General features: G+C 41.5%; 22 protein-coding genes. All 22 read right to left on the bottom strand.

Annotation, left to right across the window (positions count from 1 at the left end; translation table 11 throughout):
• Positions 1 to 97 precede the first annotated feature (97 nt).
• Positions 98 to 325, bottom strand: a complete 228-nt coding sequence (locus tag RI561_RS10925) for a hypothetical protein (RefSeq protein ID WP_395080277.1) — start codon at positions 323 to 325, stop codon at positions 98 to 100.
• 50 nt (positions 326 to 375) lie between these two features.
• A complete protein-coding gene (locus RI561_RS10920; RefSeq protein ID WP_395080276.1) occupies positions 376 to 714 on the bottom strand; it encodes a hypothetical protein in 339 nt (112 codons plus the stop codon).
• Complete coding sequence (locus RI561_RS10915; RefSeq protein WP_395080275.1) at positions 714 to 1,115, bottom strand: phage tail tube protein; 402 nt, start codon at positions 1,113 to 1,115, stop codon at positions 714 to 716. The genes RI561_RS10920 and RI561_RS10915 overlap by 1 nt, the downstream gene beginning before the upstream one ends.
• A gap of 4 nt (positions 1,116 to 1,119) precedes the next feature.
• Positions 1,120 to 1,536, bottom strand: coding sequence for a hypothetical protein (locus tag RI561_RS10910; RefSeq protein WP_395080274.1), 417 nt, complete (start codon positions 1,534 to 1,536; stop codon positions 1,120 to 1,122).
• Positions 1,533 to 1,949 (bottom strand): HK97 gp10 family phage protein, encoded by a 417-nt coding sequence (locus RI561_RS10905; protein ID WP_395080273.1) that lies wholly within the window; start codon positions 1,947 to 1,949, stop codon positions 1,533 to 1,535. Before RI561_RS10905 ends, RI561_RS10910 begins: the two co-directional genes overlap by 4 nt.
• Entirely contained in the window at positions 1,936 to 2,286 is a 351-nt protein-coding gene (locus RI561_RS10900) for a phage head closure protein (protein ID WP_395080272.1), read from the bottom strand. Before RI561_RS10900 ends, RI561_RS10905 begins: the two co-directional genes overlap by 14 nt.
• Positions 2,283 to 2,822, bottom strand: coding sequence for a head-tail connector protein (locus RI561_RS10895; protein WP_395080271.1), 540 nt, complete (start codon positions 2,820 to 2,822; stop codon positions 2,283 to 2,285). Before RI561_RS10895 ends, RI561_RS10900 begins: the two co-directional genes overlap by 4 nt.
• A complete protein-coding gene (locus RI561_RS10890) occupies positions 2,822 to 3,094 on the bottom strand; it encodes a Rho termination factor N-terminal domain-containing protein (RefSeq protein ID WP_395080270.1) in 273 nt (90 codons plus the stop codon). Before RI561_RS10890 ends, RI561_RS10895 begins: the two co-directional genes overlap by 1 nt.
• Before the next feature lie 36 nt (positions 3,095 to 3,130).
• The gene (locus RI561_RS10885) at positions 3,131 to 4,432 is read right to left on the bottom strand and encodes a phage major capsid protein (RefSeq protein ID WP_395080269.1); all 1,302 of its coding nucleotides are present in this window, start codon (positions 4,430 to 4,432) and stop codon (positions 3,131 to 3,133) included.
• A complete protein-coding gene (locus RI561_RS10880) occupies positions 4,429 to 5,103 on the bottom strand; it encodes an HK97 family phage prohead protease (protein WP_395080268.1) in 675 nt (224 codons plus the stop codon). The genes RI561_RS10885 and RI561_RS10880 overlap by 4 nt, the downstream gene beginning before the upstream one ends.
• A 52-nt stretch (positions 5,104 to 5,155) precedes the next feature.
• Positions 5,156 to 5,803 (bottom strand): hypothetical protein, encoded by a 648-nt coding sequence (locus RI561_RS10875; protein ID WP_395080267.1) that lies wholly within the window; start codon positions 5,801 to 5,803, stop codon positions 5,156 to 5,158.
• A 23-nt stretch (positions 5,804 to 5,826) separates the two neighbouring features.
• Positions 5,827 to 6,336, bottom strand: coding sequence for a methyltransferase domain-containing protein (locus RI561_RS10870; protein ID WP_395080266.1), 510 nt, complete (start codon positions 6,334 to 6,336; stop codon positions 5,827 to 5,829).
• Positions 6,333 to 7,079: a phage minor head protein gene (locus RI561_RS10865; RefSeq protein ID WP_395080265.1), complete on the bottom strand. Its 747-nt coding sequence runs from the start codon at positions 7,077 to 7,079 to the stop codon at positions 6,333 to 6,335. The genes RI561_RS10870 and RI561_RS10865 overlap by 4 nt, the downstream gene beginning before the upstream one ends.
• A complete protein-coding gene (locus RI561_RS10860) occupies positions 7,076 to 7,633 on the bottom strand; it encodes an NUMOD4 domain-containing protein (protein WP_395080264.1) in 558 nt (185 codons plus the stop codon). Before RI561_RS10860 ends, RI561_RS10865 begins: the two co-directional genes overlap by 4 nt.
• A 72-nt stretch (positions 7,634 to 7,705) precedes the next feature.
• The gene (locus tag RI561_RS10855; protein WP_395080263.1) at positions 7,706 to 9,094 is read right to left on the bottom strand and encodes a phage portal protein; all 1,389 of its coding nucleotides are present in this window, start codon (positions 9,092 to 9,094) and stop codon (positions 7,706 to 7,708) included.
• The gene (locus RI561_RS10850; protein ID WP_395080262.1) at positions 9,091 to 10,434 is read right to left on the bottom strand and encodes a PBSX family phage terminase large subunit; all 1,344 of its coding nucleotides are present in this window, start codon (positions 10,432 to 10,434) and stop codon (positions 9,091 to 9,093) included. The genes RI561_RS10855 and RI561_RS10850 overlap by 4 nt, the downstream gene beginning before the upstream one ends.
• Positions 10,406 to 10,894 (bottom strand): terminase small subunit, encoded by a 489-nt coding sequence (locus tag RI561_RS10845; protein WP_395080261.1) that lies wholly within the window; start codon positions 10,892 to 10,894, stop codon positions 10,406 to 10,408. Before RI561_RS10845 ends, RI561_RS10850 begins: the two co-directional genes overlap by 29 nt.
• A gap of 16 nt (positions 10,895 to 10,910) precedes the next feature.
• On the bottom strand, positions 10,911 to 11,093 hold the full coding sequence (locus RI561_RS10840; protein ID WP_395080260.1) for a hypothetical protein: 183 nt from the start codon (positions 11,091 to 11,093) through the stop codon (positions 10,911 to 10,913).
• Positions 11,094 to 11,139: 46 nt separating this feature from the next.
• Positions 11,140 to 11,328: a hypothetical protein gene (locus tag RI561_RS10835; RefSeq protein ID WP_395080259.1), complete on the bottom strand. Its 189-nt coding sequence runs from the start codon at positions 11,326 to 11,328 to the stop codon at positions 11,140 to 11,142.
• Positions 11,328 to 11,828: a hypothetical protein gene (locus RI561_RS10830; RefSeq protein ID WP_395080258.1), complete on the bottom strand. Its 501-nt coding sequence runs from the start codon at positions 11,826 to 11,828 to the stop codon at positions 11,328 to 11,330. The genes RI561_RS10835 and RI561_RS10830 overlap by 1 nt, the downstream gene beginning before the upstream one ends.
• The gene (locus RI561_RS10825; RefSeq protein ID WP_395080257.1) at positions 11,825 to 12,106 is read right to left on the bottom strand and encodes a hypothetical protein; all 282 of its coding nucleotides are present in this window, start codon (positions 12,104 to 12,106) and stop codon (positions 11,825 to 11,827) included. Before RI561_RS10825 ends, RI561_RS10830 begins: the two co-directional genes overlap by 4 nt.
• Before the next feature lie 326 nt (positions 12,107 to 12,432).
• The coding region (locus RI561_RS10820; protein ID WP_395080256.1) for a hypothetical protein at positions 12,433 to 12,634 on the bottom strand (202 nt) is incomplete at its 5' end.

Below are 12,634 nucleotides of genomic sequence, written 5' to 3'. Positions count from 1 at the left end.
AGTAATCTTTTGGCCTGTATCTCGAATGGTTGAGGATACCCGTTTCATTGCCGACTGCAATTGTCTTGTATCGGCTCCAATTCGTACGGTAAGTGAGCTAACTGTTGCCATTCATGTGCTTTTTATATCGTTCTAACATTCTATCGAAATGTCCTTCGGGAATTTTCTTGCGTCTTACATCGTCCGGTAGAGGTAAGAGGTCGGAAGGTTGAACGTCTTTATATGGCTTCACAATCCATGTTGCCAGCCATCGAAGTTTCTTCCACTCTAATAGTTCACGTTCATTAATACCTTCAATTCTACGTTGAAGCTCCCACACTAACATTGCACGGGCTTCGACATAGGAAATATTAAGTTCGCGTACAGCGAAGGCGGTTAGGTTTTCTTCTCCGCCGCCTTTTTCACCTTTCCCTCAGCTTCGACTCCTAACGAGTCCAAAACGCCAAGAATAGTGTCAAAATCCATTGTCTTATATTTCAAGCCTTTTTCAACAGCTTTTTCTATAATCTTTGGATCTCTGGCAGCCTTATCGCTATCCTCACCGTAAAGCTCCATCAGAGCCAGCATCACCCGTTGGTGTTTGATCTTGTTGTCAAGATCCTCTGGTGCAACATCGTTCTGTTCAGCGTATTCCTGTAAATCCTCAATGACACCGGCTGTAAACCGGAAGGTGATTTTATCGCCGTCAAACTCAATCGTTTTGGTTCCTTTCATTAGCTTGCTACGACTGTGAGTTCACCTTGACCGGTTGCTGTACCGGAAATAGTCGCTGTGGTCTCATCCTGAGCCTCTGCGCTTACTTCGTTAGTGAATACATCACCACCAAGCTGTACACCGCCCGAAGCCGGTCCCCAGGTAAAGGGTACAGAAGCCCGTGCGTTTAATAGTTCAAAAAGAACCTTAAAATTAGCCGAGTCTGTATAGTCAGCATTTCCGTTAAAGGTTACTTGATAGGACTTGTACCCGCCCTCTTCAAGATATTCTTCCCAGCTTCCCGTATCCTTATCGTTTGCGGGGCTGAGTTCGTGATTGATTGTGAGTGTAGCGCTCTCAATGTTTGCAACGGGGCTGCCGTCCAAATCAAAGATGATCGCTGTACCATTCCATTTAGGCATAATATTATGGGTTTAGTTGTTCGATTAAGTGTCTGAATCTAATTTCCATTCTAAAGTATGTATGTGTCTCTGTACGCTCTCTGCTAAAGTTCGCAAGGTCTAAGGTCGATGTAATCACATTAAAACCTGTCAGGTTAAAGGGATTCGGCCTTGCTCTGATAATTCCTAAAATCTCATCTGTAATTGTGTATAAATCGCTACGGCTCCCAACGCTTTCCGCGAACCGGTCAACAACCCATACCGTTTGAGTGACTTCCTGACCAAGATTCGATTTGTCGGTGTAATCTGTCATCGTCCGATCATCAATTTGCGTGTAAGGATAGGACGGACTTGCCGGAACCGTATCATACAACGAACCTGTGATATTGCCGTCAAGCAAATCAAAATATGATGTTTGTAATGGAATTCCTGTATCATTCATACTTCTTTTAATTGCTTTTTAAGCCTGCCTATAAGGGCAACCCGTTCCTTTTCAGCAGGTGGAAACAAATAATCATCAATCTGCCGGATCTTTTCGGCGTATTCTACATTGGTACCGGCATAGACTTCTAATTCATCAGGGCGCACACCTAATGATCCTGTGAACGTACTACCTTGGTCATCTGAATACCTGAAAGCCCTATTAACCGTGTTACTTTCATAGTGAATACTTGATCGAAGCCGTCCAGTATCTACGTGACCGTCAAGCGTAATGGTTTTCTTTGCTTCTGATTCAATATTGATTCCGGCTTCATGTAGATTATCTTTGGTTTTTTGATGTTGCTCTTGCCCGTACTTCTCCAAGTCTCGAAGAAGATTGCGAACGCTATTATCTGTAAATTCAGCTTTCAGCATTTTGCTCACTCGTTACGGCAATTTTCATGTACGTATGTTCCATTCCTTCATCTAAGGGGTACCGTACATAGTATTTATCACCTTTGTATTCAAACCAATTTTCACTTGTAATTCCTTCGTAATATCGTATCCTCACTGTATGTGAAATCACACCTTTCAAAGACTCAACATCCCATCGTTCGTTTCCGGTAACGGGGTTTATGTTTCCCCATAAATCACCTACCTTATTAGGGCTTTCTGTCGTGCCTCCCATGCCGTCCGGTGTGGTGTTCATTTCCCACAACTCCAAGCGTTGAGACATCTTGCCGACATCACTTTGTGAGTCTTTATAATTCAAATCGTTTGGGTTTTATATCGGTTCCAATGATGCATACTGCCGTTAGGGAGCTTCTGAACACTCATAGCGGCTACATCCTGTCGATCCTCGTAGTTAGAGACAATCCATTTCAAGATCCCAAGTTTAACGGCTTCATCTGTATTGCTTTCGAACAACCCAGCTTCGTACTCAACATCAATCTTTCCCGATGTATTTACAGTCAATACATCTCCGTACTGCTCATACTCAACATCTTCACCTTCTTTCTGAACACTTGTAATGCTTACAATCGGAAGCCAAGGTAAGTACAGTATATCATCACCATAGCTTAGGAATTGAACCGTAACCGCGCGCTGTATCAGTAATTTACCTGTATAGTCCTCAAAAGCATCAGAAGCTGAATGAATCAGCATCTCCACAATTGAATCCTCTGTATCTTGGTCAATCCGTGCGTATGCTTTCGCTTCTGCAACCGATACGGGGTCTGTCGCCGTGTCAGCTACGCTTACAGAGAGTAAATCAGATACATTACGTTGGTCGGTCTTTAGTTCACCCATTACTTAGTCTCGTAAGGTTCTTTGTCCTGCTTCGTTTCAATACTTTCTTTAAGCTCTTTGATCAGGTCTGCTTTTTTAAGCCCTGAGTACGATACGCCTTTCTCTTTGGCTATATCCTGTAGCTCTTTGACAGTTTTATCATCAAAAGAGTTTTCCCATCCTTTTTTCGCTTGCCTTCTGCGAATCAATCCTTGTCCAAGTGTGGCGCTTACTTCTATTTGTTCGCCTGACTCTCCAAGTACACCGATATTAGTTGTTAATGTAATTTTCATAATAAATCCCCCGCCATTAAGACGGGGGTTTCGGGATTAGGATGTGGCTTGATCGAAGTCGCCAAGTATAATACCGTTAGGTCGTTCAGTCACCTGAACCATTCGCCTTTCGGCTCGAATCGTTACAAGGTTTTTCACGAAGTTGTCTTTGTTCTCATAAGAGAAATCGACATTAATACTTTGCCGGTTCAGCAAGAAATTAGACCGGTTGCGATCTAACACATAAAATTCGCCTTGATTGACGTAGTTAGACTGCTGAATAATACCAGCAACATACAGCCAAACAGGGTTGTTCATGTGATAGTCTCCATCATTATCCACAGAGAACATAAAGCTATAGAAGTCCTCAGGATTCATCAGAATCAAGGTTCCTACATAGTTTCCAAGTCTCAATTGAGTCTTAGCATAGCCAAGAATGTCAATGAAGTTCGCTTCTCCAACGGTTTTGCCGTTATTCACAACAGCCGCCTGGAATCCTGCTGAATCAAAATCAGCATGGGAGCCGGTTTGATTGAGCCCGATAATTTCCTGACTGGCATCTTGTCCTCTCAAAATCTGTCGTGAAGTCTCTCGGAAGAGTCCATCACGCAAACGCTGTGGCAAGTAAGACTGCAACAGTGGGAGGTCATCCATCAGGTTCTTATGGAGCGTCACTGTATGAGCAATATCCCGTACAGTTCGCGTCTCTAAGTCCCATTGGAATTCAGATTCGGGCTTCTCAGCGGCGTTGTCTGAATCAACAGCAGCTGCGTTGTTATCATAGTCCCAGCTTTCTTGTGGAGAACTACCGGGCACCTGCTCAATCGGCCATTCTACCGAATCACTTGAGGTACTTCCAATTCGGAAATACTGCTCTAACGGTGTTTCTTCGGGATCATAGACCGGGGATTGAATCACTCTGTCGTAAGGGATTACCCTTCGGTCTTCCAAACTAAGGCCGGTTGTCATCGTGGCCTTTGTCATCAGGTCATCATGATTCAGCTTGACGGTAGCGGAAGCATTACGGGATTTATTAACCAGCTTGGAAATTTCTTCCTCATGGTCTTTAAATGCCTTATTGACCGTATCAATAGGATTGGGATTGAACGATCGGGCTTTCTCAAATTCAGCCTTCATCTCGTCAATCTCTTTTACAGCTTTATCGTACTTGTCAACAAGCTCTTTAATTTCGCCTTTTAGCTCTTCCTGTTTGCCGGAAAGCTCTTCACGCCCTTCTTTGTCAGCCGATTCCCAGGCTTTTTGGGCTTCTTCAATTTTTGCATCAATCTTATCGCTGTACTTCTTAGCGATAGACGTCAGTTTTTCCTCCACTTCGGGAGCAATATCTTTATCACTCATAATAGTTGTTCAAATTGTGTTAATTGTTCTATTTGTAGGTCGATGTGCTTCTTAGCGGCATCTTCTCCTTTTTTCGGCTTGAGGTGGTCGGAACCGGCGTCAAGTGATTTTAAAATGTTCTCAATTTCTTTTAAGCGTTCATCAGAATAATCCATGTCATACGCCTTTGTAATCAGTGCTATAATTTCATCAACAGATTTACCATTCTTAATTTGTTGTACCGTTGCTAATTCATTCGCTCCCCAACTCGATAGAAACGAATACTCTTTGAGCTTCCATTCATAAACCTCTCGAACATCATCTTTATCCTCATATCGCATTGGAATAACACCAACGGATAAATCAGCATCTTGACCGTGTTCAGTCATTAGTTTAATATCCGTGAACATATCCCGGCTTACCTGCTTCTCAAGGTTGAATTGCGTAGTGGTTAAAAGCCCCCTGTCGTCCTCTGCATTTAACTCCAAAGGAACGCCCAAAACCGTGTATCTGTCATGGTCTTTGAACACGCGAATCTTTTTTTTCTGCTCTTGAACAGTCTTTCGGTATGATCCCGGCATGGATATGTCTCCATCGGAATCTTTATTGTTGTAGACGTTGGCATAAGCTACTACAACGCCCTGCTTTGAATCTAAATCTTTTATTTGATGTGTCGAGTGTTTGTATAACATAGCCTGTAGGGTTTACTAAAAGTAAGCTATGATACTGATATATGCAACTATATCACTTGTAGAAAGGCTTGATCTTATTAGTCAACTCATACCTATCTGTATTCCTGAATAGATCGTTTCTAAGGGAGTCTTTCACATGAACGACTTTAGGCGTACCGTGCCATTCTTGTTTTTGTGAGGCGTTATAAACTTGACCGTCAACCCATCCAAACTCAAACTCATTCTTAATCTTTGCTAAGGCAGTTTGGTTTTGACCTTTTATTCCGGTTTTACGCCATGCTTTTTTGAGCCGTAACGGATTCCCTCTCGAATCAAAGTCTCCATCGTGTAGCCACGTATCCATCTCAACCCATCGATCAAAGAACTCATTAGCTTCTTTACATGGCCGAACAAACACCACGCCAGCATTACACCACCGTAAAGTGCGCTTTGTGAGTGTGATAGGCTTATCAGTGAATCCATCCTCAATATCATCTAAAAAACAAAGGTCAGAGTCACACAACACCAACGGATTCTCTGCATTTCGTACAATTTCAGCCCATTTTTTTAGCTTGTAGCTGTTGACAACTAACTCTTTTCGCTTTCGGGAAGTGATTTCAGGTAGTTGGTGAACGTTGATTTTAGCATTGGTATTCTGCTTTGCGCTCTTTTTGAACCCATTCAGTAGGATCATCCACTGATTAGGGTACTCCCGTACCATTGTACGCCCGTTTGCATCGAATATTACCGTTTCAATAGAGTACAATATGCCTCCCCTCCACCGTCTAAGAATTGTTCAATTGTAAAATAGTTACTCAATTTCGCTTTCCACCATTTACCGGGTTTTACAACGCGATGAGGATTCGAACCATCAGGAAGCGTTTTGGATCTGTCGTAACGAGTCGCAATCACAAACCATCCAACTTTTAGTGTCAATTCCTGTAAGTGAGACAGCACATTGTCCAGTAGTTCAGGTTCGATATGCTCTAAAACGTCCGTACACACCACTAAATCAGCCGAGTCGGGGTCTATGTCGTATTCAGGTATTCCGGGGTCGTAGTTTTGAACCTTCACTCTACAGGCTTTGCTTAGATCCGCTTTTCCGCATCCATAATCAATAATAGAACTACATTTATACTCTTTGTACAGCTTCCTGACTTGATTTAAATGCCTGTGCCCTCTCTGTCCAAATTTGGTTTTAGATTCGTGTAAAAGGCGGTTTTGTTCTTTGTATTCGTCTGATATGAGTTTCATGTTCTTCGTACTTTATAAATCGTAGTGCATCTACAGTTCACCAATTCCGATACATCAGCATTATGTGACCAGTCACCAGGAAAATCAAGCTGTGAGCCTCCAACACTGAATAACTCTTCCATTGGTACGGTTTGCCCGTCCGCTTCTGCATGGGTTTCCCGTGTTCTGCCTCCGGGTGTTGCCAACCAAGTCTTATCTAATGGTAGCCCGGTTGACCTTGCACCCTCAATGCTTCCGAGGTTGGATGCTGAAATGATCTCTGTACGTGCTATTCTTGTTGCCCTTGTAACCCCGCCAGCCTCAGATGCTATACGTGCAGACATATCCTGAATACTTTGACCTGTTCTGAGTCCATATCCAAGCCATTCTGCTATATGTCCTTTTGTGGTTTGAGTGACAGCATCTAACCGATCATTGATAGCAATGCCTAAATAACGCATTACACGTTGATAATACTCATCCTCTTGCTTCTGCTTGCCTTGTAAGGATTCAAATGAACGTTCTGAAAACGGTACACCAACGGTTGTGTAGAGTCTTTCGTAGAACTTTCTAAGAGGTTCTTGATCGACAAAGGCATCGTAGTTGTTATACGCTACCTCTGCGCCTCTCTCTTCAAGTAGTTTAAGTACAGGGTCAATGTGTTTTTTAAGTGCATTCTTCGCCATTCTGCGGCCAACGCGGAAATATTGCCATCTTTGTTGGTCAAAAGCCTTCCACACCAATTCCTTCTGTTGATCATTCATAAATGCCTCCAACTATCTCTGTTTTTTATGTTGCTAACAGTTGGCATGCTTATATTATAGGCTTCTGCAATTTCTGTATTTGTGGCAAATCCTTGGCTTAATATTGACCTAATCTGCAATACATCGTTTTTAGTTAATCTTGCAAAATGAGAAGCTTCACCTTTAACATTAAGTCCGTTTTTTACGGCATGTTTAACATTTTCCGTATTAGTTACCCATTCCAAGTTTTCAGGATAGTTATTTAATTTATCACAGTCTTTATGATTCACGTGCGGTTTATTGTCAGGATTTTCTACAAAATTCTTAGCCACTAACCTATGTATTCTATGAAGGCTTTTAACGTTCTCTTTCTGTAATCTTATCTCTAAATAACCATACCGATTTACATGCAATCGCATTATGTTGGGCTTATCTCTTCTCCCCCATCTACCATTTTTCCAAGTCCTTACACGGCCTTTGTTTGATATTTGATAATACCCATCGTAACCGTCTATATCTTTCCAAAGTTCCATATTTACCTCCAATAAAAAAGCCCTCCCTTGTGATTGTGGCACAAGTTCGGGCTTTCTAACGTTATGAAAATGATATGTAATGCCACAATCATTACACGCTTAATATACGGAAAATCAGTTACTTTTCCCATTCAGGCTATATTCTTTAATCAGTTCTTTGACCTCATCTTCTGTCGCTTCGGGTTCCATCATGATTTCTGATAATGGGAGTTGGTTGAGTTGCATCCACGGCTCATTGAATAATTCATTGTCTAATGCCTCATAATCCATTTCAGCTCGCTTCTCATTCGGTGTTAACCACCAGCTTTTCGCCATTCGGTCTGCTACCTTGTCTTTCTCTTCATTAAGAGCATCCACCCCGGTAAGATCAAGTGTTAAAAATATGTTCTCGTCACCAAACTTAGGCACTAACCACCGTTGGTACTCGTCCACAACTGTTTCCACTTCCGGTAATATTCTATCCGTATACATAGACCGGACAGCTTCTTTCTTGTTCGCCATGGTCTTGTTTTCGGGATCGTTGAATATCTCACTGCTTACGCCATACACATCATAGACCTTTCTCATAGATGTAAGTTGGGAGTTCTGCCAGTCCATATCCTTAACCGTATATCCAAGGGCTTCAAACTTCATAAAGTCCTCGTCAATCACCAACGGGTCTTTTGAGGCGTTCTTTGGGCCGGTATAATTGTCTCGGAATCGTTTTTTCAGCTTCTCTTTTTCAGATTGTGGAGTGCCGGGAGCTACAATCAATACATATTCAGGCTTCGCACCGTTCTGTAAGAGTGCCGCGTTCCATTCGTCCCCGTCATTGAGCATCTGAACACTCCTACGTGCTGCGCTTAGCGGAGAAAGCCCCCAAACACTGCCATCGGGATTATAGAGCCTTGAATGTAGTATTTTTTCTTTTGGTATCGTTTTTTGCGTTTGACCCCAATTAAAATAAATCTCAAGTATCTTATCGTAGAAATCCTGGCTCTTATTGATCGACACTGCTAACGGGGGGAGGTTCCACAGTTCTATTGGAGGTCTGCTATCGGTAGGCTGTAAGCCCTCAACAAACATATTCCCCGTTACTAATTTGTTGACATACTGATTAAACCGAAACTCCCTTGCACCTTCTTCTTTGTTTGGATTATCGAGTAGGTCTTGAATCGCACTATTTGGAATGTCCTCAAACGATTCTTCTTTCAGCTTATACCCTTCACGTGTGGATTTTTCAGCCCATGATAGTGACTTGTACTTATGAAAAGACTTCTCTTTTACCAACTTCTGAGCCTTAATTGGTATAGAAGCCATTAGTGTAGCTATTCTATTGACAGCTGAATACACAAAAGGATTGGAGTTGTACCCATTGAGAACCACCGAATGATCGTTTAGATCAAATAAATTAGCTGTTTTCTTACCACTCTCCCACATTGCCACAGATTGGCCTTTTTCAATCTGCTTTGATTCGATTTTTTCCATGGTGCGTACAGGGTTGAGTTTGTCAAAGATGCTCATGCGAATCCGGGCTGTGGGTTTTTAGGTGCGAAACACATTACAAAAGAGTCGGCAAGGTTCGGGCTTTTAATACCTCGTTTGGCAAGGTCTTTCTTTGATTCAACTTTAACACGGCCTTTCCCATCGTAATCTTTTTTTGGTGTGCTTAATTCGGTTATTAGTGCTTCTAAGTTACTACATTCAGAACTTATTGACAAAATTTCAGACTTGTCTATGTGTTGACCTTTTTGTATAGCGTTATAGGTTGCCATCATTCTGTCTGCCACATTGAACCATGTTTGAGCTTTTAGGTTGGAAAAATGATCTTTGTTTATGATCCCGGGTTTATACTCTCTGTCGGGGTTCTTTACAGAAGCACCAGCATTAAATGCTGAATAGTCGATCTTGTCGCCTAATTGGATGAAGTTAGAGCCAACACCCGCCCCAACACCAATAGAATCGTAAGTAACATGATAACCCGCTTTCGCTTCATTGTAGACCTTTTGAGAGGATTTAAACAGTTCATCCTCTTTGCCATACCATTGAAGCGTGTCTGTAACTAAGTTCCCGTACTTGTATGAGATAGCGTTCGTGTCCTCTCCTGCATCGGCCGGGTCGTATCCAATAACCTTCTCACCTGAAATCTCAACATCTAACTTTAAGTGAGCATCAATACAAGCTTCAACCCATGATCGTTTGATAATAGCATCGTCATCGTCCTTTTTAGGGAATCCTAAATAAATATGTTCAAATGATTCAAAGTCCTCTTCTTTAATCCGCTCTATTGTGGTTTTTGACGTTTCAGTAAGGAAGGGGTTTTCATCATAGTTAATTTTCCTAACTACAGCCCCTTTCGGTGGGTTTTCAATAAATCTCTGATAGGCAAAGTCTGTTCTAAGCATCGGGTTCATCACAATCCAAAACTCAGAATGTTCTTTTCGCACGGTTGGTTCTAACAGTTCCCACATTTCCTCTGTAAGCGCGTGAGCTTCCTCTAACCAGGCTATATCCACTCCCTCTAAAGACTTGATCTCATCTATGTTTCTTGCAAGCCCGTAGAATAGAAATTCGCTTCCGGTTCCCTCATGAATAATCTTATTATGCATGATCTTGTATCCTGTAAACCCAAACCGGCGGATCTGTTTCTTAATAAGCGTGTAGACAGACTCTTCAATTTTGTTCTGATACATTCGAGTGCAAAGAAAGCGAACCTTTATTTTTTGAGCTATCCATGCAGCCCGTGTTGCAGCGTCCCAACTCTTAGAACTATCCCTGCCGCCGTATAGGATTCTGAATCGTGCTTCTTTGAGCCAGAAGTCTTTCAGATACGGATTAGGAGTTGGAGCTTTGCCGTTCTTCATCGTATAGTTCGGCTAATGTTTTTGGAGGTGACATAGAACCGTCTGAGCTTTGAAGGTCTTGAATTGTCTTATCTACATACCCATGATTATTCTTCAAGTCAAAGATCGTGGTTGAAGATGGAGCTACACCCATTAACCCTCTCTCAACCTTGTTACGCTGTATTTTCATCTTTGCTCTCTTTATAGTGCCGAAATACTCTTCGTAACCCTCTTGCTTCTGATAGTTGAGTAATGTATCTCTATCACAATCTAAAGCCTCTGCAAGCCCCTCTATCGTATAAGGCAAGGGCATGGATACTTCTATCTCTTCACCAATTGATTTGACGAATGTTAATCGTTTATTCTCATCACATTCTTGGAAGTAATCTGCAATATCAGATTGTAACTCTTCTACGGTCTGCCATTTCTTTGGCTTACCTGAATTGCCTATTGCGAATTTGTTTCCTTTTGGTGCTGCCATAATCTTATAATGTCGGTCAATCCTTTACTAAAGGCTGTTTTTCAGTCTCCTTAACGTACCGAACCCCATTGAATTCTATTACATCAACTTCTATCGGGTCCATAGGCCCTTCTAAATAAGCAATGGATTCCTGAACTTCCGGTTCATATTCACTAATTTTGCCTATCTTCTTACCATCTATGTTGACTGAGTATGCCATATGAGTCAACCACCGGTCAAAGTGATAGACCTATAGAGTATGTGGCTTAGGGGTTAAAACCGAATGAGGATTTCGTTATATCATGGCTGTCGGTTATCTGCTTTTCTGCCTTTTCAAGTTCCATTTCCCATATTTCATTTGTAAGTAATCTTTTTTCAACAGATACATAGTACAATCCTGCATCGAGTTTCATGTACATCTGATTATCGAAGCTACCAACTCTGGTTGGTTCCATTATGCTAATACCTCCATTGCCTTGTCTAAAGATACGTAATCATTGCCTATTCTGCCCCATGTCGTCCATCCATCGCGAACATCTAAGTGAGCGCCTGGTCGTTTCTTTCCGTTTAATGTCCAATCCGGATAAATTCCAATGGCTCCAAAATTGATCTTTTCTGCTTGATATACCCATTCCTCTACTACAGCATCCATAAAATAATAATCATCATCTCCTTCTAACGGGAATTGATCTGTAAGCCCTTTAGGCTCTAACGTAGGGAACACATCTATACCTTTCACTTCACCCCATTTCACATAGTTATGAGCATCGTAATACCCGTCAATAGGCTCTGTTCTCCGTCCTATCGCGTCATCGTTTGGTGAAATAATACATGGTCCCGTTAAGTGCCGGAATGTGTCTAACAGTATCAACAAGCGAGGACTCATCTTTGTAAACCAATCTTCATCTCGGACAAATTCACTTCGGTCAAAGTAATGGAGTTTAGGTAGCTTCATATAACCTTAATCGTATCTGAAAATATAGTACGCCCTGCTATCGCTACAAATACCTCAACGTGAATATGTCCGTCTTTAAAATCAGCATCAGCTTTAAATTCAAAGGATCTGGTTATAAAATCCCATACTCGATCTAAAAAGAACCGTTCAACCCAACTACCTTTCTTCTCAATAGGTTTATGGACATACACCTCTCGCTTCTCTTCACCTATTTCTTCAATACGCTGTTTTAGGTTCACAATAGATTCGCCTTTTATGTCTCTGTGGGATTTATTCATTTGATCCTGCCATCAAGTCAAATTGGTGTATTTTGAATAGCCCGTTTTCTTTTATCTTACCTCTATGATATTTATTGTATGAGATTGATGGAACCCATCCCCAGTCAACCTTAAAGTGCCAGTACATAAACCTTATATTTATTTTTAAGTTACTCATAACACGTTATTAAATTACCGGAATTTCAACACCTAAAATGTTCGCTAAGTACAACAATAATATAAGGATAATCGCCCTTAAAATCGAAGCTATAACAGCGTGAAAGTCAATGTTTCCTTCCTCATTTCGCACTTTTATCAGTGATCCACCATCTTTTGTAAATGCTCGTTTAAGACTCTTCATCTTTATTTTCAATAATCTTTTTTAATTGCTCAATATGGTTTTTCTGAATATCTATTTGATCTCTCAATAGCTGTGTCTCACTTTCATCTTTTTTGGTAAATGCTTTCCAAATCACAATAACCGCCACAATGAGAAGCCCCAGCGAAAATAGCTGATCAAATCCCTGTTCAATAATAGAAGCCTGAGCA

The organism is Gracilimonas sp., from assembly GCF_031581265.1.
Classification (GTDB): Bacteria; Bacteroidota; Rhodothermia; order Balneolales; family Balneolaceae; genus Gracilimonas.
The sequence above is the reverse complement of the archived record's forward strand: the minus strand, read 5'-3'. Positions and strand labels throughout refer to the sequence as shown.